The sequence below is a fragment of the Oribacterium sp. oral taxon 108 str. F0425 genome, from assembly GCF_000214455.1.
Lineage (GTDB): Bacteria > Bacillota > Clostridia > Lachnospirales > Lachnospiraceae > Oribacterium > Oribacterium asaccharolyticum.
This window is the reverse complement of the sequence record NZ_AFIH01000001.1, coordinates 1,493,248-1,513,559: the sequence shown is the minus strand read 5'-3', so window position 1 is coordinate 1,513,559 and position 20,312 is coordinate 1,493,248. Positions and strand designations below refer to the sequence as shown.

Genomic DNA, 20,312 nt, shown 5'->3' with positions numbered 1-20,312 from the left:
GCTTAGTGAAAGCACGCCGGAAAGAAACTTGCCGGCATAGCGTATTTTTGATTTTTAACGGTCTTTTTTTTGTATTCTTTAGGAGTAGCCCTTGCGAAATATAGAGCTTCTCGATTAAGCTTATTCAGCAGGGGAAATCGAGAAATAGAGAGGGAAATCATGGAAGAAAGAATTCTTAGAACTTTAAGCATCAAAGCTTTTCATGTTCAAGCGGCAAGAGAGGAAAATCGTTTTGCTTTGGAAAAAGAGGCGAACAATCAATATACCCTCTGTTTTGATTCTTCCGTTCCGGAAAAACTGGCAGAAAAAGAACCTTTAATCCACTCGGCCTCTCTTAAGCTTATTTCCAAAGAAGAACGACACGTTCCTATTCATTCCATTATGGACATTATTCCCATTTCCACCAAGGTACTCGGGAAAATCGGAGAGGGGATTACGCATACGCTGACCGGAATTTATCTGGTTCTTTGCGGAACGGATACGGAAGGAAACTACATTTCCGCCTTCGGAAACTCAGACGGTTTTCTGGATGAACAGATTGTCTTTGACCGTGCAGGTACACCGGGAAAGGAGGACTTGATTCTCCTTATGGATATTTGTCTTGAGGCAAGAGCCGGATATTCCCGTTCGGGACCGGATGCCTGCCACAGGATTTGTGACTCTTTTTGTCAGGAAATACGGCATGTTCTGAAAAAGCTGGACGGAAGGCATTGCACGGAAAGACATGATTATCAGGATATAGAGAGACCCGGGAAAGAAAAAGTGGTTTTAGTGAAAATGGTGAGCGGACAGGGCGCGATGTACGATACACATTTTCTCTCTCCCGAGCCTTCCGGCTATAATGGAAGTCGCTCCATTATAGAAAGCACAGGCTCTCCCGTGATTCTTTCTCCGAATGAGTACCGGGACGGTGCGATACGGGCACTGTATTAGATGCATCAATTTGACCTTACTTTTTGAAAAGAGATAGAATCGGAAGAGAAAGGAAGAAAGAAGCTTATGGGAATCGGTCCTTCTACCAAAGAAACGACTTTGCATCATTTTCGGGATCCTCTTGTGGATGAACTCTGCGACGATACGGATATCGATTTTGTCGGAGTGATTCTTGCCGGGATTCCGCAGGACAATGCCAGTAAATATTTTACGGGAGACCGTATCGGTGCGTTAGCGGAGGCGATGCGCGTTAAGGGGGCAATCGTCAGTGAAGACAGCTGGGGGAACAGCAATGTGGATTTTGCTCATGCAATAGAGGAGATCGGAAAGCGAGAGATTGCCGTGGTTGGAGTCTCTTTTGTGGGTGTGCAGGGGGCTTTTGTGGTGACAAATCGTTATATGGACAGTATTGTGGATATCAATAAGAGCGTGGAAGGCATCGAGACGAATGTGGTAGGGGAAAATAATCTTGTGCGTACCGATGCGAAAAAAGCAAAGGCTCTTCTGAAATTAAAGATGCGGAAATTAAATCGCTAGAAATACAAAATAGTATTGCTATGGAAACGAAAAGGACTAAGAGCTCAAGCAAAAAATAAGGAAACAGTATGGAGGAAAGACATTACGTAATCGGCACTGCCGGACATATCGATCATGGAAAGACGGCCCTCGTGAAAGCCTTGTGCGGTTGTGATACGGACAGACTGAAAGAAGAAAAAGAAAGAGGAATGAGCATTGCATTGGGCTTTGCCTCTCTTTTACTTCCGTCCGGAAAGAAGATTTCCATAATTGATACGCCGGGACATGAAAAATTCATTCGCAGTATGGTCTCCGGTGCTATGGGAATGGATTTGGTTCTCCTTGTTGTTTCGGCAAAGGAAGGTGTCATGCCGCAGACGGAGGAGCACCTTGCGATTCTTCGTCTGCTTCAGATAAAGAAAGTCGTTTTAGTGCTTACTATGGTGGATCTTGTGGATTCTTCTCTTTTATTAAAAAGAGAAGAGGAAGTTCGCGAACTTTATAAAACATTTTTCCGGCATGAGCCGGAGCCGAAGATATTTTCGATTTCCTCGTATACGGGAGAGGGGATTTCCGCTTTAAAAACGTATTTAAGCGAGGAAGCGGAGAAAATAGTGGGAAAGTCTTCCAAGGGAGTCTTTCGCATGCCGGTGGATAGAGTGTTTTCCGTGGCAGGTGCCGGAACCATCGTTACCGGGACGGCTCTTTCCGGTAAGATTCAAAAGGATAAGCACAGCGGAAAAAGCGGAGTAAGCGAGGAAATTCGAGAAGCCGGTGATAGCGGAGAAAGCGGGGGTGCCGCCGGAGTTTACTTACTTTATCCCGAAGAAAGAGAAGTAAAAGTACGAAATATACAGGTACATGGGGAAGATGTGAACTCAGCCTTTGCAGGGGAAAGAATCGCGCTGAATCTGCAAGGAATGGAGAAAGCAGCCTGTAAAAAAGGAGATATCATAGCGGAAAAGGGAAGCTTACAGCCAAGCTTCCTCTTAGACTGCCGTATAGAATGTATTTCTCCGTTTTTCGAAATAAAGCATAATCAGCACTTGGAATTAATGATAGGGACTGCGCACATCCCGTGTAAGGTCATTTTTTTGGAGGGAGAAAGGATAAAAAAAGGAGAGTCCTCTTTCGTCCAGCTACAACTTCAGGAAAAGACGGTGTCCGTTTTTCGGGAACGTTTTATTCTTAGAAATGATGCGGAGGGCGAGACGCTCGGAGGAGGGTTTGTTTTGGATCCTTGTCCAAGTGGGCGTCATAGAAGGGGAAGATTTCCGCTTACATTTTTGGAAGCTTTGGAAAATGAGGGTGAAGAGGCTTTACTCGCATCTTTCTTAAAAAAGCGGAAGAGAAACTTCAGCTCTTTTACGGAATTGAAAAAACGCTTCAGCGGTTTTCCGAAAATTCAGGAAATTGTAGAGAAGGAAAAGATAAGCCACTTAGTTTCCTCCGATGTGGACAACAATACGAACAGTGTCTTCTTTACGGAAGAGAATGGGAACACTTTTCTTTTTACAATAGAGCTGAATGGGGAACTTTTTGCTATTCTTTCCGAAGAGGAAATGCTTATGCGAAAAGAACTAGAGGATTACCTTCGGGATTTTCACAAGAAGAATCCGTATAAATTGGGGGAAAAGTCCGTGGTGCTTCATAGTAAGCTCTTCTCTTCCTACAACAAAAATACGTATAAGGCTCTCTTAAAAGCTTGGGAAGAGAAGGGGGATTTTCGCTTCGGCGAGGGATTTATTGCCTTATCGGATTACAAGCCGGTCAAGGATGCCCTGTACACGAAGATTGCCAATGCTCTTGTAAACGATATGCAAAAAGGAAAGTACAGCTTTATGAAACTTTCCGATCATTTCTGGCTTTCGGAGGAAAAAAATCGCCTTAGCGATGTTGTGGCAAGCTTGGAAAATAAGGGAACACTCGTCAAGCTGGACGGAGAATACTATACGCTCCGAAAACTCTTCGAAAACTTAAAGAATTTTTCTCTGGATAAAATGGAAAAAGAGGGAGAAATCACCATCGATGCGCTTCGGGAAGAGTTCGGAATCTCCCGGAAAAATGCGAAGCTCTTCTTTAAGGCGACGGACAGAATGGGGATAACGAAGGATAGAGGCTTTGAAAGTGCGCGGTCTGTGCCATAAAGCAATAAGGGATAGCTTTAAGCTGACTCAGTTTTAAGAAATCAGCTGGCACGCGGTCTACGCCTTGACGAGACTCGAAGTTTGGATATACAATAAACAGCATTGTTGTAGGAAGATAGAGGTGAAACATGGCAAGATATAATCATGCACAAGTGGAAAAGAAGTGGCAGGAATTCTGGGAGAAGAATCCCATTAATCCGAAAGATGATAAGAAGGAAAAGTATTATTGTTTGGATATGTTTCCATACCCTTCCGGCTCCGGCTTACATGTGGGACACTGGAGAGGATATGTGATTTCCGATGCCTGGTCTCGTTACCAGTTGATTAAGGGGAAATATGTGATTCACCCCATGGGCTGGGATGCCTTCGGTCTTCCTGCGGAAAACTATGCTATCAAGATGGGCATTCATCCGTCTATTACGACCAAAAAGAATGTGGAAAATATAAAGAGGCAGCTGCAGCAGATTAACGCCATTTATGACTGGGATATGGAGCTGAACACCACGGATCCGGATTATTTTAAGTGGACACAGTGGATTTTTGTGAAAATGTTTGAGAAGGGTCTTGCCTATGAGAAGGAGTTCCCTATCAACTGGTGTCCAAGCTGTAAGACCGGACTTGCGAACGAAGAGGTGGTAGACGGAAAGTGCGAGCGATGCGGAACTGCAGTGACGAAGAAAAATCTTCGCCAGTGGATGCTGAAGATTACCGCTTATGCGGACCGTTTACTCGATGACCTGGACACGCTGGACTGGCCGGAAAAGGTAAAGAAGATGCAGGCGGAGTGGATTGGTCGCTCTTACGGTGCAGAGGTGGATTTCAAGCTGGAGAACTCCGAAGAGAAGATTACAGTCTTTACCACAAGACCCGATACGCTTTACGGCGCGACTTTCCTGGTTCTTGCTCCGGAACATCCTTTGGTAAAAAAGATTACAACAGCGGAGAAGCTTCCCGAGGTAGAGGAATATATTCAAAAAGCGGCAAACAAGTCCAATGTGGACAGAATGGCCGTTACGGATAAGGATAAGACCGGTGTCTTTACCGGGGCTTATGTTATCAATCCGATGAACGGCAAGAAGACCCCGGTTTGGATATCCGACTATGTACTTGCCGATCACGGAACCGGCGCTATCATGTGCGTGCCTGCGCATGATTCCCGTGACTTTGCCTTTGCGAAGAAATTCGATCTTCCGATCGTGCAGGTTATTTCCAAGGACGGAAAGGAAGAGGAACTGACAGAGGCTTATACGGAAGCAAGCGGAGTAATGATTAATTCCGGCGCTTGGAACGGACAGGAATCCTCCGTATTGAAAGAAAGCGCTCCGGAAGATATAGAGAAGAAGGGTCTCGGTAAGAAGACCGTCAGCTATAAATTAAGAGACTGGGTATTCTCCAGACAGCGTTACTGGGGAGAACCGATTCCCATCGTGCACTGCCCGAAATGTGGAAATGTTGCGGTTCCGGTTGAGGAATTGCCCTTAAAGCTTCCCGAGGTAGAGCATTATGAGCCGAGCGGAACGGGAGAATCCCCTCTTGCCGGCATTCCCGAATGGGTAAACTGTACTTGTCCGAAATGCGGCGGAAAGGCAAAGAGAGAGACGAACACGATGCCCCAGTGGGCAGGCTCCTCTTGGTACTTTATCCGTTATGTGGATAAATACAATGACAAAGAACTGATCAGCAGGGAAAAGGCGGATAAGTATCTTCCGGTGGATATGTATATCGGAGGAGTGGAGCATGCGGTGCTTCACCTGCTCTATTCCCGGTTCTGGACGAAGTTCCTCTATGACATCGGTGTGGTAGGGTTTAAGGAGCCTTTTAAAAAGCTCTTTAATCAAGGCATGATTTTAGGACCGGACGGGCAGAAGATGTCCAAGTCCATGGGAAATGTAGTTTCTCCGGATGATCTGGTGGCAGATTACGGCTGTGATGCCCTGCGTCTTTATGAACTTTTTGTCGGTCCTCCCGAGCTGGATGCAGCCTGGGACGCAAGAGGAATAGACGGCGTTTACCGTTTCTTAAACCGTTTCTATTCTCTGGTACTCGATTCCAAAGAGAAAAATGTAGCAGAGACAAAGGAGATGGTTCGCCTTCGCCATAACTTAATTCATGATATTGAGGAGCGTTTCGAAAGCTTTAACTTAAACACCGTGGTTTCCGGTTTTATGGAGTATAACAACGCTATGCTCGATATCGCTAAAAGAGAAGGTGGAATGGATTTAGAGACTTTAAAGACCTTCTCCATCTTACTGGCTCCTTTTGCACCGCATATTGCGGAGGAATGCTATCATTTATGCGGCGGAGAGACTTCCGTCTTTTCCGCAAACTGGCCGGAGTACAGCGATAAGGAAAGAGAATCGGATGAAATCAAGGTGCCGGTGCAGATTAACGGGAAAGTAAAGACTGTACTCGAGGTGCCTAAGGATATCGATAAGGAGAGTATTTTAACAGAGGCGAAGAAAGCTCTCGGAGACAAGCTTTCGGGTAATCTTATCAAGGAAGTTTATGTTCCGGGTAAGATTGTGAATTTTGTAGTAAAAGCTTGATTCTTTTTCTTACAATTTTGTGACTGACTACAGAAAGATTTTAGGAAGTTTTTCTACACAAAAAAAATACTGTGGTATGATAAAGGGCGTCGTTTTCTGTATTAGGAAACGATGCCTTTTCGTAATCAATATCGAATAGCAGAACAGGCAGATGCTATCCTTATTGCCATGTTGTTATGAGAGAATTGTGCAATATTTATTTTGTTTTCAAACTTTACGGAAAGTGCTTATCCAATTTATTGTGGAGTCACAGGAGGATACTGTGATCTTGTTTGTATAGAAGACAGAGGATGAAATATGCTAGCCAGTCAAAGAAGATTATCAAGAGGAGTCAGTAGAGCGCAGGGAAGTTCCAGAAGTCGTAGCGCATCCTACAGCTATAACGATAGAGGAGTAAGGTCCGGGAGAAGTAGCGGAAACGGCGGAAGTGGAAGAAGACCCAATAAAAAATCTCCATTTCCTTTTGTGTTAATCGGTGTTTTGGCTATTGCCGTACTGGGTACGGGAGTTTATGCGCTGTCCCGTCCTTCTTCTCATGCGGAAGAGACGGAAAGTGCGGTAGAAACACAGGCAATCAATCCCGATGCAATTCAAAAAGATTTATATTTAGATTACTCTGCTTTCAAGAAGGGTGCCGAACTTTTAAATATGAAGGGCATGACCAAGGAGGAAGTGGAGGATTTTCTGCACAAATCCTACCAGTGGAATATTGTGATTAAAAATGCGAATCCCAATATTCAGTATTTTTCCATGCCGGAGTTTCCGGAGCATAAAGAGAATAGCAGCTCTGATGACGGAGTAGATGACCAGGGTACGGAGGAAATTGTTAAAATTGCCAATTCTCTTTCCGATGTGAGCATACGACCGGAAAAAACGGAATACAACGTTCCGGATTTGCTGGAAGACAGTATTCACGATTTTGTAGAGCAAATTTTTACGGCATACAAGGAAAGTGAAACCGCTGTGAGCAGTACGGAGGAAAGCTCTACCGAGAAAGAAAAAAAGAAAAAGAAGAAAAAAGAAGAAAGTACAACGGAAACGGAAACGCAGGCTCCTACAGCGGACTATGTGTTACAACTGCCGAATTTCAGCGATAAGATAACGGACTATGTGAATCAGCTTGCGATTGTTTGGAAGATGGCTCCGCAAAACGGAGATATTACAAAATACAACAAATCAACCGGAGAATTTGAATTTGGAGGAACCAAGGACGGCTATGCCGTTAATGTAAGCGATACAGCCAAGAAGGTTATGGATTTGCTCGATGCAAAAGAGTTTTCCGGGGAAGTAGAGACTGTTGGTTCCGCCATTCCGGCTTCAACCGACTCTATTAAGGATAAATATAAAATTATTGCCAGCGTAACCACAAAAACAACCTCTAATCAGTTGCGGAATACGAATGTCAAGCTTGCCGCAGAGGCGGTAAACGGTACGGTGTTAGAGCCCGGCGAGGAGTTTTCCTTTAATACTATTGTCGGACAAAGAACGGCGGAGAAGGGCTATAAACCTGCAGCTGCTTACAACCAGGGAGAAGTTGTGGAAGAAGTTGGAGGAGGCGTTTGCCAGATTTCCTCTACACTTTATAACGCGGTATTTCGTGCAGGACTTACGACTACCTATAGAAGAGCGCATACCTTTGCCCCGACTTATGTTACACCGGGAACCGATGCGACCGTTTCCTGGCCGGGACCGGATTATAAATTTGTAAACAATTCCAAGCACGCTGTCGGTATTTTGGCTTGGTACAAGGATCAAACGGCTACGGTACAAATATACGGTTTGCCGGTTCTTCCGGAGGGAGTGAAGTGGGAACTGGTATCGGAGAAAGTTAAAGATTTACCTGTTCCGCAGCCTCAGATCATTACCCCTGAACAGGGCAAGGAGAGTAGCGGTTCCGCCGGATCCGAATGGCAGGCGTTCAAGGTCATTACGAAAGACGGAAAGACCGAGAAGGTGAAAGACCATTATGCCAGCTATAAAGGGCATACTCCGAAAAAATATGCGGAGGGCAGTACGGAAAGTTCCTCTGCGGCAGAGAGTCAGACCGGAAGTACGCAGGCAAGCTCTGCACAGGAAACAAAGAGTTCGGAAACGAAGCAAAGTGAGTCTAAAACCGCTGAAAATCCGGTGATTTCCAATGGACCGAGTGGAAGCAATACGGTAACGACTACAGCAGAAGACTACATTTCTCCGGGGCCCGGTTCCGATTAATAGAAGAGTATTTAAAAAGAGTATTGAGCGCATTGCGTTTAATACTCTTTTTTGTGAAAGTTTTGATAATTGTACTAAATAAGGAACGGAGGCAAATTCCATTGCTTTTCAAAGGGGGAATGTTATACTAATTTTCGGTATGTAAGGTCCTAAAAGGGACTTTAAGGATAATGTTTCATTTTTTTCAGGAGGGTATTTTATGGCAAGAAAAATGAAGACCATGGACGGTAACCAGGCTGCGGCTCATGCATCCTATGCGTTCTCGGAAGTGGCTGCAATTTTCCCGATTACACCTTCTTCTGTTATGCCTGAGCATGTGGATGAGTGGGCAACAGAGGGAAGACAGAACATTCTCGGGGAAACCGTTCAGGTAACGGAGATGCAGTCCGAGGCCGGTGCTGCAGGAGCAGTACACGGAGCACTCGCTGCCGGTGCTTTAACAACTACTTTTACGGCATCCCAAGGTTTACTCCTTATGATTCCGGATATTTATAAGATTGCCGGAGAGCAGCTTCCCGGTGTTTTTGATGTATCTGCAAGAGCTGTTGCAACACATGCGCTTTCCATCTTCGGAGATCATTCCGATGTTATGGCTTGTCGTCAGACCGGTGCCGCACTGCTTTGCGAATCTTCCGTACAGGAAGTTATGGACTTAACTCCGGTTGCGCACCTTGCTGCCTTAAAGGGAAGACTTCCTTTCATTAACTTCTTCGACGGTTTCCGTACTTCTCACGAGATCCAGAAGATTGAAGAGTGGGATTATGAAGATTTGAAGGATATGGTAGATTGGGAGTATATTGATGCTTTCCGTAAGAATGCATTAAACCCGAATCACCCGGTTGAGAGAGGTTCCGCACAGAATCCGGACATTTTCTTCCAGGCAAGAGAAGCTTGCAATCCTTATTATGATGCACTTCCGGCTATTGTGCAGGAGTACATGGATAAGGTAAACAAGAAGATCGGAACAAATTATGCCTTGTTCAACTACTATGGAGCACAGGATGCAGAGCACGTTATTGTGGCTATGGGTTCTGTAAATGAGACCATTGAAGAGACCATCGATTATTTAGCGGAAAAGACCGGCGCAAAGCTTGGTTTAATCAAGGTAAGACTGTATAGACCGTTTGCAACCGATGCTTTCTTGAAGGCTATTCCGAAGACGGTCAAGACTATCTCCGTATTGGATCGTACCAAGGAGCCGGGATCTATCGGTGAGCCTTTATACTTAGATGTTGTTGCTGCACTTTCCGACAGCGAGTTTAAGGACGTGACTGTTCTTTCCGGCCGTTACGGCTTAGGTTCCAAGGACACTACTCCCGCACAGATTGTAGCTGTATACAACAACAAGGATAAGAAGAGATTCACTATCGGAATCAATGATGATGTAACCCATCTTTCTCTGGAGGTTGGGCCGTCTATCGTTACGACTCCTGCAGGAACCGTAAACTGTAAGTTCTGGGGACTGGGAGCTGACGGAACCGTTGGAGCAAACAAGAACTCCATCAAGATTATCGGTGACAATACGGATAAGTATGCACAGGCTTACTTCGATTATGACTCCAAGAAGTCCGGCGGTGTTACCATGTCTCACTTAAGATTTGGTGATAAGCCGATTAAGTCTACTTACCTTATTAAGAGAGCTAACTTCGTTGCCTGCCACAATCCTTCCTATATGACTAAGTTTAATATGGTACAGGAGCTGGTTGACGGCGGTACCTTTCTTCTTAACTGTACATGGTCCAAGGATGAGGTGGAAAAGCATATTCCGGGCCAGGTAAAGAAGTACATGGCTGAGCATAACATCAAGTTCTACGTAATCAACGGTGTTAAAATCGGTATCGAAACCGGCATGGGACCAACGCGTATCAACACGATTCTGCAGTCCGCATTCTTTACCTTAACCGGTATCATTCCGAAGGAGCAGGCTAACAAGCTCATGAAGGATGCCGCTGAGAAGACCTACGGTCGTAAGGGTGAAGATGTCGTTAAGAAGAACTGGGCTGCAATTGATGCCGGTGCCAATGCTTTCGAAGAAGTAGAAGTAAAGAAGGAATGGGCTAACTGTGCAGATGAAGGTCTTGAGTTTAAGACAAAGACCGAGGGCAGAAAGGATATTCTTGACTTTGTAAACAATGTGCAGAATTATGTATCCGCTCAGGAAGGCAACAATCTTCCGGTTTCCGCCTTCACAAGCTATGTAGATGGTTCCACACCGATTGGAACAGCTGCTTACGAAAAGCGTGGTATTGCTGTTAACGTTCCTGCATGGAATCCGGATAACTGTATTCAGTGTAATTTCTGTTCCTATGTTTGTCCTCATGCCGCAATTCGTGCTTTTGCTTATACGGAGGATGAGGCTGCAAAGGCTCCGGAAGCGGATCAGCAGAAGGCTATGAACGGAATGCCCAACTACAAGTTCGGTATCAAGGTTTCCGTAATGGATTGCGTAGGCTGTGGATCTTGTGCAAATGTATGTCCGGGTATGAAGGGCGAGAAGGCTCTTGTTATGTCCCCAATTGAGGACAATCTGGACCGTCAGAAGTACTTCGACTATGCTGTTAAGCTTCCCGAGAAGGAAGAGGTTATTGCAAAGTTTAAGGAGACTACCGTTAAGGGATCTCAGTTTAAGAAACCGCTCTTCGAGTTCTCCGGTGCATGTCCGGGATGTGGAGAGACACCGTATGCCAAGCTCATCACACAGCTTTTCGGAGAGAGAATGTACATCAGTAATGCTACAGGATGTTCTTCTATCTGGGGTAACTCTTCTCCCTCTACACCGTATACGGTAAACGCAAAGGGACAGGGTCCGGCTTGGGATAATTCCCTCTTTGAGGATAATGCCGAGTTTGGTTACGGTATGCTTCTTGCACAGAATGCTATCCGCGACAGATTAAAGAAACAGGTTGAAAAGCTTGTGGAAGACAATAAGGACAGCGCTGTTGTGGAAGCGGCTAAGGAATATTTGGATACCTTTGCCGTTGGTGCTACAAACGGTACAGCCACAGAGAAGCTTGTTGCAGCGTTAGCTGGCAAGACTGATGAAGTATCTAAGGATCTTCTTAAGCATAAGGACTTCTTAGGAAAGAAGAGCCAGTGGATTTTCGGTGGTGACGGTTGGGCATATGATATCGGATTCGGCGGATTGGATCATGTTCTTGCTTCCGGAAAAGATATCAATGTTATGGTATTTGATACCGAGGTATACTCCAACACAGGCGGACAGTCTTCCAAGTCTACTCCGACCGGTGCTGTGGCACAGTTTGCTGCCGGCGGTAAGGAGACCAAGAAGAAGGATCTTGCCGGAATTGCAATGTCCTACGGCTATGTTTATGTAGCACACATCGCAATGGGTGCAGATATGGCACAGACCGTTAAGGCTATTTCCGAGGCGGAGGCATATCCGGGACCGTCTCTTATCATCGCTTACTCTCCCTGTATCAATCACGGTATCAAGAAGGGTATGGCTAAGGCACAGACCGAAGAGAAGCTTGCCGTTGAGGCCGGTTACTGGAACAACTTCCGTTTCAATCCGCTTGGCGGAGACAAGAAGTTCAGCTTAGACTCCAAGGAACCGAAGTTTGAATCTTATCAGGAATTCTTACAGGGTGAGGTTCGTTACCTTTCTCTGGCTCTGAAGAATCCGGATAGGGCAAAGGCTTTAGACGAGATGAACGAGAAGGAAGCTAGAGAGAGATACGAGAAGTTAAAGAGATTGGTTGATTTATACAACAACTAATTGAATTACTTTTTCATGCAGATGGATTTATATTCATCAACAGCTTTCTATGAGACCAACGTAGTTTTTTAGGGATACTCATTAAACGAGATATCGCACGCTTTGCTCACGATACTCGTTATGAATTCAAGAAAAAGGAAGGGACTTTGTTCCCTTCTTTTTTTCTTCAGCTATTTTTTTAAGCATGTGACATTATCCTGAATTAATGGTAAAATGAATCGATTTCGAGTATTGAAAGGGAGGAATAGCGTGAGAAAAGCCATTGTCGCCGTAGTGGGGCGTCCTAATGTGGGAAAATCCACTCTATTTAATACAATAGCCGGAAAACAGATTTCCATCGTACAGGACACGCCGGGGGTAACAAGAGATCGTATCTATGCCGAAGCGTCCTGGTTGAATTATCATTTTACCTTGGTCGATACCGGCGGAATTGAGCCTGTTTCCGATGATATTTTACTGAAGCAAATGCGCTCTCAGGCTGAGCTTGCGATTGAGACTGCAGATGTGATTATTTTTGTTACCGATGTGAGAAGCGGAGTGGTGGATGCAGACTATGAAGTGGCAAATATGCTCAGAAAATCCAAAAAGCCGGTTGTACTCTGTGTGAATAAGGTTGACAGTGTGAAGAAGTTCGGAAATGATATTTACGAATTTTATTCTTTGGCTTTGGGAGAACCCTTTGCCGTCTCGTCTGCAAATCATATGGGAATCGGAGATTTGCTGGAGGAAGTGGTGAAGCATTTTCCGAAGGAAGGGGAAGCTTCGGAAGAGGATAATCGCTTGAAGATTGCGCTAATCGGAAAACCGAATGTGGGAAAGAGCTCTCTAACCAATAAACTTCTGGGAGAGAACCGTGTTATTGTCTCGGATATTGCCGGAACGACTCGAGACGCCATTGATACGGAAATCATTCATAACGGCGTTCCATATGTTTTTATCGATACGGCGGGGCTGCGTCGAAAGGGGAGAGTTACGGAGGAGATTGAGCGTTATTCCGTGATTCGAACCGTTTCAGCGGTGGATAGGGCCGATATTTGCATTGTTTTACTGGATGCTACCGAGGGTATTACGGACGGAGATACGCGTATTGCCGGCATTGCTCATGAATCCGGAAAGGGAGTAATCCTGGCAGTCAATAAATGGGATCTTGTGGAAAAGGACGACAAGACCATGCAGGAGTTTACGAAGAAGCTTCGTGAAAAGTTTTCTTATATGGACTATGCGGAGATTCTCTTTATTTCCGCGGAAACCGGACAGCGCACACAGAAGATTTTTGAGATGGTGGACAGAATTCATGAAAATCAGGTTCTGCGCATAAAGACCGGGGTCTTAAATGAAATTATGGCAAAAGCGACTGCCATGAAGCAACCGCCTTCCGATAAGGGAAAAAGACTCAAGCTGTTCTATATTACACAAGCCTCCGTCTCGCCTCCCACCTTTGTGATTTTTGTCAATGACAGGGAGTTAATGCATTTCTCCTATACTCGTTATATTGAGAATCAGATTCGGGAGAACTTCGGTTTTAGAGGAACCCCTATACGCTTTATCATTAGAGAAAGAGGAGAAGAGAAGTAGATGTCGGTACAGGAAATTTTGCTCTGCCTAGTTGTGGGTTATACTTTCGGGAATATCCCTAACGGCTATTTGTATGCAAAAACCCAGGGAATTGATATCTATAAGGAAGGATCCGGGAATCCGGGCAGCACGAATATTCTTCGCACTCTGGGGAAAAAAGCGGGGATTACCGTGCTTCTTATGGATATTGCAAAGTGTATGCTCCCCATCTTTTTTATGGTGCTGTTTTTCAAACCGGAAAATGAGGATTTAAAGAGTCTTATTTTGATGGTGACGGGTATCGGAGCAATTCTTGGACATAATTTTCCCTGTATTCCCAAGGTTAAGGGAGGAAAAGGAGTAGCCTGTACAGGTGCTCTTTTGATTGCCTTATCCCCAATCTACACGCTCTGTCTCTTGCTCTTTTTTATTCTGGTTGTTCTGATTACCGGCTATGTAAGTCTCGGATCCATGTTGGCTGTTACGGTATTTTTCTTCTCTGTCGTATTGTTTGGGAAGACATCACTGCTTTTTCCTTTTTCAAAAGCGGTTTATCTTCCCATGTGTGCTTTAAGTTTTCTTCTTATGGCTATGCTCATTTTCCAGCATAGAGGAAATATCAAGAGACTTTTAAACGGTACGGAAAATCGTTTCGGAAAAAAGAAGAAAGAGCCGAGGGAAAAAGAACGGTAATTTTGAAAAGGAGCTTTTATGAAAATCACAGTGCTTGGTGCCGGAAGCTGGGGAACGGCCTTGTCGATGACACTATGGAAAAATGGGCATTCCGTTTACTTGTGGACTCATGACGAGAAGGAAGCAAAGTATTTGGAGGAGAACAGAAAATGCATGAATCTTCCAGATGTGGTGATTCCGAAAGAAATTGCAATTCTTACTTCTTTGGAAGAGGCTGTAAAAGAGGGGGAAGTGTTGGTTTATGCGGTGCCTTCCATCTTCACAAGATCTATGGCTGAAAGAACGCTTCCCTTTGTCAGGAAGGAGCAAATCCTCGTGACAGTTTCCAAGGGAATAGAAGAGAGTACGCTCTTTACCATGACGGATATTTTGGAAGAGTTCTTTCCGGAAAATAAAATTGCCGTGCTTTCCGGGCCTTCCCATGCGGAGGAGGTATCCCGCTTTATTCCGACTACCATAGTTTGTGCGTCTAAGGAGGAAGAGACGGCAAGAAAGATTCAGTCTGTATTTATCAGCGACACCTTCCGGGTTTATACCAATAAAGATGTGCTTGGAGTGGAAATCGGTGCGGCTTTAAAGAATGTCATTGCGCTTGCCGCAGGCATTGCAGACGGGCTGGGTTACGGAGACAATACTATGGCGGCTTTAATTACGCGGGGAATTGCGGAAATTGCAAGGCTCGGACAGGCTATGGGATGTCATCTGGAAACTTTTGCCGGACTTTCCGGAATCGGAGACCTGATTGTTACCTGTGCATCGAAGCATTCCCGAAACAGAAGAGCGGGAATCCTAATCGGAAAGGGTGAGACTTACGAAGAAGCAATGAAGGAAGTCGGACAGGTCGTAGAAGGCGTGTATGCCGCAAAAGCAGCCAAAAAGCTTGGTGAAAAATACCATGTCGATCTTCCGATTGTAAAAGAAGTGAATGCGGTTCTTTTTGAGGGCAAACCTGCCAAAGACGCAGTATCCGATTTAATGCTCAGGGATAGTCGAAGTGAAAGCCCGGCCGTCGGCTTTTAATCAATATATAGCAAATGGAGGCTGGAAAGAATAAGCTTCAAAGCATTGCAATCATAATAGGTATTCCCTTGGGTTATAACAAGATAAAAATTCCGTAAATATTGTTATAAAAAGAATTGACAAGCCGGGCAGTCTTCCCTATAATACGGAAAGATTTTAAGAATTAAGGGAGGATTGCAATGAAAAAACAAATTAGTTTTGCCTTGGCGACACTTATGGCTTTGTCCTTAGTCGCTTGCGGCGGGAATACAAAGAGTAGTAATGAAACAAGCGGTACTGCTTCCGAGAAAGCGGATGCAAGCGGAAAAGTATGGAAAATCGGTGCACAGGGACCTTTAACAGGGGGTGCGGCAGTCTATGGTAACGCTGTAGTGAACGGTGCTGAAATTGCGGTGAATGAAATCAATGCAAACGGCGGAATCAACGGCTATCAGATTGAATATAAGAAAGCCGATGATGAGCATGATCAGGAAAAGGCCATCAATGCGTATAACAGCTTGAAGGACTGGGGAATGCAGTTCCTTGTAGGACCGACAACCTCTGCTCCCGCTATCGCTGTAGGAACAGAGTCCGAGCCGGATAATATGTTTATTCTTTCTCCGTCGGGTTCCGCTTTGGAAGTAACTGCACCGAAGAATGTCTTCCGTGTATGCTTCTCCGATCCTGCACAGGGTGCAAAGTCTGCACAGTATATCGGTTCTCATAAGCTGGGAACCAAGATCGGTATCATTTATGATTCTTCTGACGTATATTCTACCGGTGTACATGATTCTTTCAAGGAAGAAGCTCCGAAGCAGGGATTAGAAATCGTAGCGGATGAGCAGTTTACTGCGGATTCCAACAAGGATTTCTCCACACAGTTGCAAAAGATGAAGGATTCCGGCGCAGATTTGGTTTTCCTTCCTTTCTACTATACAGAGGCGGCTTTGGTTCTTACCCAGGCCAATACTATGGGATATAAGCCGACCTTCTTCGGATGTGACGGTATGGACGGAATCCTGAACGTGGAGAATTTTGATACAAAGCTTGCAGAAGGTCTGATGCTTCTTACCCCGTTTGCTGCAGATGCTAAAGATGATTTGACCGTAAACTTTGTAAAGAACTATAAAGAGAAATACAAGGATACACCGATTCAGTTTGCTGCGGATGCTTATGATGCGGTTTATGCTATCAAAGCTGCCGTTGAGAAAGCAAATCTGACACCGGACCAGAGCGTTTCCGAGTTGGGAGATGCTATGGAGAAGGCCATGACGGAGATTTCTTTAGACGGTCTTACCGGTTCCGGTATGAAGTGGGATGCTTCCGGAGATGTAGATAAAGAGCCGAAGGCTGTTATTATCAAAGACGGAGCATATGTTTCCGCAGAGTAACCCTTTGTAGAGCAGTTCTTTATATAAAAAATTTCAGTCAGGGATTTGATTTTCGGCTTGTGTGTTTTTATGTAAATGGATAAAAGCTCCAAGATTTACGTTTTTAGCTATAAGGAAAAAGGCAATGCTTTCGCTTTGCCTTTTTCTTACTATGAAGGAGAAATTTTTCTATGATGAGTTTTATTTCATATCTTTTAAGTGGTATAAGCTTAGGCTCTGTCTATGCCATTATTGCGCTGGGCTATACCATGGTATATGGAATTGCGAAGATGCTGAATTTTGCACATGGAGACGTACTCATGGTCGGCAGCTATACGGCTTTTATTGCCTTTAATCAAATGGGCCTTCCTATTCCGCTTGCCGTGCTTCTCAGCATGGCGGTCTGCACGGCACTTGGTGTATTAATTGAAAGGATTGCCTATAAGCCGCTTCGAAATGCAAACGCTCTTGCAGTATTGATTACTGCCATCGGCGTTTCTTATTTGCTCCAGAATCTGGCTTTATTATTATTTAGTGCAAATCCGAAGAGCTTTACTTCTTTTGTGAAAATTTCTCCGATTAAACTTTCCGGCGGAAATCTTGTGATTTCCGGGGAGACGGTAGTAACTATTATTGTGGGGGCTTTGGTTGCGGTTTTTCTCCTTCTCTTTATCCATAAGACGAAGGCGGGACAGGCAATGCTTGCCGTTTCCGAGGATAAGGGCGCGGCTAGCCTTATGGGGGTCAATGTCAATGCGACTATTGCCATGACTTTTGCTATCGGTTCCGCTCTGGCCAGCGTGGCGGGAATTCTGCTGTGCTCGGCTTATCCGAGTTTAACGCCGACTACGGGGGCAATGCCCGGTATTAAAGCCTTTGTCGCTGCAGTACTTGGAGGAATCGGATCGATTCCGGGAGCCTTTATCGGCGGCATTTTACTTGGAATTTTAGAAAACCTGTCCAAGGCTTATATTTCTTCAAAGCTGTCTGACGCTATCGTGTTTTCCGTTTTAATTGTAGTTCTCCTGATTAAGCCGACCGGCATTTTAGGAAAGAAGATTATGGAGAAGGTGTAAAATGAATAAAACAAGACTAAAGCAATCGAAAGAGATTTTTCTAAACTACGGGATACTGATTCTCGTTTATCTTGTGGTACAGTTCTTTTTACAGACCGGATCCGTTTCTTCTCTCATGAAGGGCCTTTTGGTTCCTCTCTGTATTTATTCTATCCTGGCAATCAGCTTAAACCTGGTTGTCGGCATATCCGGGGAACTTTCCCTTGGACATGCCGGCTTTATGTGTGTGGGAGCCTTTTCCTCCGCAACCTGTTCCATGCTTTTAAAGGGAAGCGGACTTCCTCCTATTTTACTTTTTTGTATCGCTCTTTTTGTCGGAGCACTTTCCGCGGGTGTTCTTGGGATTTTAATCGGGATTCCCGTACTTCGTTTGAAGGGGGACTATCTGGCTATTGTGACCCTGGCCTTCGGTGAGATTATCAAAAACCTCATCAATGCGCTTTATTTTGGCGTGGATAAGGCAGGCTGGCATTTTTCTTTAAAGGACAGTAACGCGATTTCTTTGGGCGAAGGCGGCTCATGGATTATCAAGGGTGCTCAGGGAATAACCGGAACACCGAAATACAGCAATTTTACAATCGGGATGATTTTACTTATTCTTTCCATGATTTTTATTCAGCATTTTATTCACTCCAGAACAGGACGTGCTGTGATGGCGATTCGTGACAACCGCATTGCGGCGGAGAGTATCGGCCTTCCGGTAACCAAATTAAAGTTACTTTGCTTTTCTATTTCTGCAGCCTTTGCCGGTATAGCGGGTGTGCTCTATGCCCATAATTTGAGTTCTCTGCAGGCACTTCCGAAAAACTTCGGCTATAATCAGTCCATTATGATTCTGGTTTTCGTGGTATTGGGCGGAATCGGTAATATGCGCGGCTCTATTCTTGCTGCCGTAGTTTTAACCCTCCTTCCAGAGATGCTTCGTTCTTTAAATGACTATAGAATGCTGATTTATGCAGTAGTCTTAATTCTAATGATGCTCTTTACCTCCGCTCCGAGCTTCATTGCCTTTCGGAAGAACATTTTGCAGAAGTTCCGTAAAAAGGAGGTTACAGCATGAATTTATTAGAAGTAAATGCCCTCGGGATTTCCTTTGGCGGCCTGAAGGCGGTGGATAATTTTCATATTTCCGTGAAGAAAAATGAACTTTACGGCTTAATCGGACCGAACGGTGCCGGAAAAACCACGATTTTCAACCTTCTTACGGGGGTATATAAGCCGAATGCGGGAGAAATCCTTTTGAACGGAAAAAATCTGGTGGGAATGAGCTGTATTAAGATTAACCATCAGGGAGTGGCAAGAACCTTTCAGAATATTCGTTTATTTAACAAGCTCTCTGTTTTGGACAATGTGAAAGCAGGCTATTTTGCGTCTCAAAAGTACAGTTTTTTAGATGGAATATTCCGTCTTCCCAATTATTTTAAGAAAGAAAAGACCATGGATGATCTGGCTATGGACTTACTTTCCGTTTTTCACTTGGAAGACCTGGCCGGGGAATCTGCAGGAAATCTTCCCTATGGAAAACAGCGGAAGCTGGAGATTGCGAGAGCTCTTTCTACAAATCCGTGCCTCCTTCTTCTCGATGAGCCGGCTGCGGGAATGAATCCGAGTGAGACGGAAGAACTCATGGAAACGATTCGTCTTGTACGAGACCGCTTTGATATGACCGTTTTACTCATTGAGCATGATATGAAGCTTGTCTCGGGAATTTGTGACAGACTTACAGTACTCAATTTCGGACAAGTCCTGGCCGAGGGAGAAACTGCTGAAGTTCTGCACGATGAAAAAGTCATTAAAGCCTATTTAGGAGAGTAGTATGGGAAAGATACTGGAAGTTAAAAATTTACATGTGCATTACGGCATGATTCATGCAATCAAGGGCATTTCCTTCCATGTGAATAAGGGAGAAATCGTCACCTTGATTGGAGCAAACGGCGCGGGAAAAACCAGTACCTTACAGACGGTTACCGGGCTGATTCCGTCTTCCTCCGGAGAAATTATCTATAATGAAAAACATATTGAAAAGGTTCCGGGACATAAGCTTGTAGAGCGAGGATTAGCCCATGTTCCGGAGGGAAGAAGAGTCTTTGCCAGTCTCTCCGTTTATCAGAACCTCATGCTGGGAGCCTATACCAGAAAAGATAAGAAAGAAATTGAAGACAGTCTGGAAATGATTTATCATCATTTTCCCAGGCTGAAAGAGAGACGTAATCAGGTAGCGGGAACGCTTTCCGGAGGAGAACAGCAGATGCTTGCGATGGGAAGAGCTCTTATGTCCAAGCCGGAAATGATTCTTCTGGATGAACCTTCTATGGGGCTTTCTCCCATTTATGTTAATGAAATCTTTTCCCTCATTCAAATGATTCACGATAGCGGTGTTACGGTACTTTTAGTAGAGCAAAATGCGAATAAAGCGCTCATGATTGCGGATCGTGCCTATGTACTGGAAACAGGTTCCATTGCCTTGGAAGGTGATGCAAAACAACTTTTAGAAGATCCAAAGGTCAAGGCTGCCTACCTTTCGGAGTAAA

General features: G+C 44.7%; 14 protein-coding genes. All 14 read left to right on the top strand.

Annotation, left to right across the window (positions count from 1 at the left end):
• Positions 1-159: 159 nt before the first annotated feature.
• Positions 160-933, top strand: a complete 774-nt coding sequence (gene prdD / locus HMPREF9124_RS07135; RefSeq protein WP_036597721.1) for a proline reductase cluster protein PrdD — start codon at positions 160-162, stop codon at positions 931-933.
• Positions 934-999: 66 nt separating this feature from the next.
• Positions 1,000-1,470: a glycine/sarcosine/betaine reductase component B subunit gene (locus HMPREF9124_RS07130; protein ID WP_009428674.1), complete on the top strand. Its 471-nt coding sequence runs from the start codon at positions 1,000-1,002 to the stop codon at positions 1,468-1,470.
• A 68-nt stretch (positions 1,471-1,538) separates the two neighbouring features.
• Positions 1,539-3,596 carry a selenocysteine-specific translation elongation factor gene (gene selB / locus HMPREF9124_RS07125; RefSeq protein ID WP_009429334.1) on the top strand — a complete coding sequence of 686 codons (2,058 nt, stop codon included), beginning with the start codon at positions 1,539-1,541 and terminating at the stop codon, positions 3,594-3,596.
• A 128-nt stretch (positions 3,597-3,724) separates the two neighbouring features.
• Positions 3,725-6,142: a leucine--tRNA ligase gene (gene leuS / locus HMPREF9124_RS07120; protein ID WP_009429198.1), complete on the top strand. Its 2,418-nt coding sequence runs from the start codon at positions 3,725-3,727 to the stop codon at positions 6,140-6,142.
• A 297-nt stretch (positions 6,143-6,439) separates the two neighbouring features.
• A complete protein-coding gene (locus HMPREF9124_RS07115) occupies positions 6,440-8,353 on the top strand; it encodes a VanW family protein (protein ID WP_009429839.1) in 1,914 nt (637 codons plus the stop codon).
• A gap of 199 nt (positions 8,354-8,552) precedes the next feature.
• On the top strand, positions 8,553-12,089 hold the full coding sequence (gene nifJ, locus HMPREF9124_RS07110) for a pyruvate:ferredoxin (flavodoxin) oxidoreductase (RefSeq protein WP_009427709.1): 3,537 nt from the start codon (positions 8,553-8,555) through the stop codon (positions 12,087-12,089).
• 249 nt (positions 12,090-12,338) lie between these two features.
• Entirely contained in the window at positions 12,339-13,664 is a 1,326-nt protein-coding gene (gene der / locus HMPREF9124_RS07105) for a ribosome biogenesis GTPase Der (protein ID WP_009428524.1), read from the top strand.
• Positions 13,665-14,336, top strand: coding sequence for a glycerol-3-phosphate 1-O-acyltransferase PlsY (gene plsY, locus HMPREF9124_RS07100; protein WP_009428087.1), 672 nt, complete (start codon positions 13,665-13,667; stop codon positions 14,334-14,336).
• A gap of 18 nt (positions 14,337-14,354) precedes the next feature.
• Positions 14,355-15,356 carry an NAD(P)H-dependent glycerol-3-phosphate dehydrogenase gene (locus HMPREF9124_RS07095; RefSeq protein ID WP_009427736.1) on the top strand — a complete coding sequence of 334 codons (1,002 nt, stop codon included), beginning with the start codon at positions 14,355-14,357 and terminating at the stop codon, positions 15,354-15,356.
• Positions 15,357-15,535: 179 nt separating this feature from the next.
• On the top strand, positions 15,536-16,726 hold the full coding sequence (locus HMPREF9124_RS07090) for an ABC transporter substrate-binding protein (RefSeq protein WP_009429260.1): 1,191 nt from the start codon (positions 15,536-15,538) through the stop codon (positions 16,724-16,726).
• 173 nt (positions 16,727-16,899) lie between these two features.
• Positions 16,900-17,781: a branched-chain amino acid ABC transporter permease gene (locus HMPREF9124_RS07085; protein WP_036594690.1), complete on the top strand. Its 882-nt coding sequence runs from the start codon at positions 16,900-16,902 to the stop codon at positions 17,779-17,781.
• 1 nt (position 17,782) lies between these two features.
• On the top strand, positions 17,783-18,841 hold the full coding sequence (locus HMPREF9124_RS07080; RefSeq protein WP_009429603.1) for a branched-chain amino acid ABC transporter permease: 1,059 nt from the start codon (positions 17,783-17,785) through the stop codon (positions 18,839-18,841).
• A complete protein-coding gene (locus HMPREF9124_RS07075; RefSeq protein ID WP_009427748.1) occupies positions 18,838-19,596 on the top strand; it encodes an ABC transporter ATP-binding protein in 759 nt (252 codons plus the stop codon). The genes HMPREF9124_RS07080 and HMPREF9124_RS07075 overlap by 4 nt, the downstream gene beginning before the upstream one ends.
• Position 19,597: 1 nt before the next feature.
• On the top strand, positions 19,598-20,311 hold the full coding sequence (locus HMPREF9124_RS07070; protein WP_009428203.1) for an ABC transporter ATP-binding protein: 714 nt from the start codon (positions 19,598-19,600) through the stop codon (positions 20,309-20,311).
• Position 20,312 lies beyond the last annotated feature (1 nt).

Coding starts and splice junctions, on each gene's coding strand:
- HMPREF9124_RS07095 (WP_009427736.1), top strand. CDS start 14,355: ATGAAAATCACAGTGCTTGGTGCCGGAAGCTGGGGAACGGCCTTGTCG.
- leuS (WP_009429198.1), top strand. CDS start 3,725: ATGGCAAGATATAATCATGCACAAGTGGAAAAGAAGTGGCAGGAATTC.
- prdD (WP_036597721.1), top strand. CDS start 160: ATGGAAGAAAGAATTCTTAGAACTTTAAGCATCAAAGCTTTTCATGTT.
- HMPREF9124_RS07070 (WP_009428203.1), top strand. CDS start 19,598: ATGGGAAAGATACTGGAAGTTAAAAATTTACATGTGCATTACGGCATG.
- HMPREF9124_RS07115 (WP_009429839.1), top strand. CDS start 6,440: ATGCTAGCCAGTCAAAGAAGATTATCAAGAGGAGTCAGTAGAGCGCAG.
- HMPREF9124_RS07075 (WP_009427748.1), top strand. CDS start 18,838: ATGAATTTATTAGAAGTAAATGCCCTCGGGATTTCCTTTGGCGGCCTG.
- HMPREF9124_RS07090 (WP_009429260.1), top strand. CDS start 15,536: ATGAAAAAACAAATTAGTTTTGCCTTGGCGACACTTATGGCTTTGTCC.
- selB (WP_009429334.1), top strand. CDS start 1,539: ATGGAGGAAAGACATTACGTAATCGGCACTGCCGGACATATCGATCAT.
- plsY (WP_009428087.1), top strand. CDS start 13,665: ATGTCGGTACAGGAAATTTTGCTCTGCCTAGTTGTGGGTTATACTTTC.
- HMPREF9124_RS07085 (WP_036594690.1), top strand. CDS start 16,900: ATGAGTTTTATTTCATATCTTTTAAGTGGTATAAGCTTAGGCTCTGTC.
- nifJ (WP_009427709.1), top strand. CDS start 8,553: ATGGCAAGAAAAATGAAGACCATGGACGGTAACCAGGCTGCGGCTCAT.
- HMPREF9124_RS07080 (WP_009429603.1), top strand. CDS start 17,783: ATGAATAAAACAAGACTAAAGCAATCGAAAGAGATTTTTCTAAACTAC.
- HMPREF9124_RS07130 (WP_009428674.1), top strand. CDS start 1,000: ATGGGAATCGGTCCTTCTACCAAAGAAACGACTTTGCATCATTTTCGG.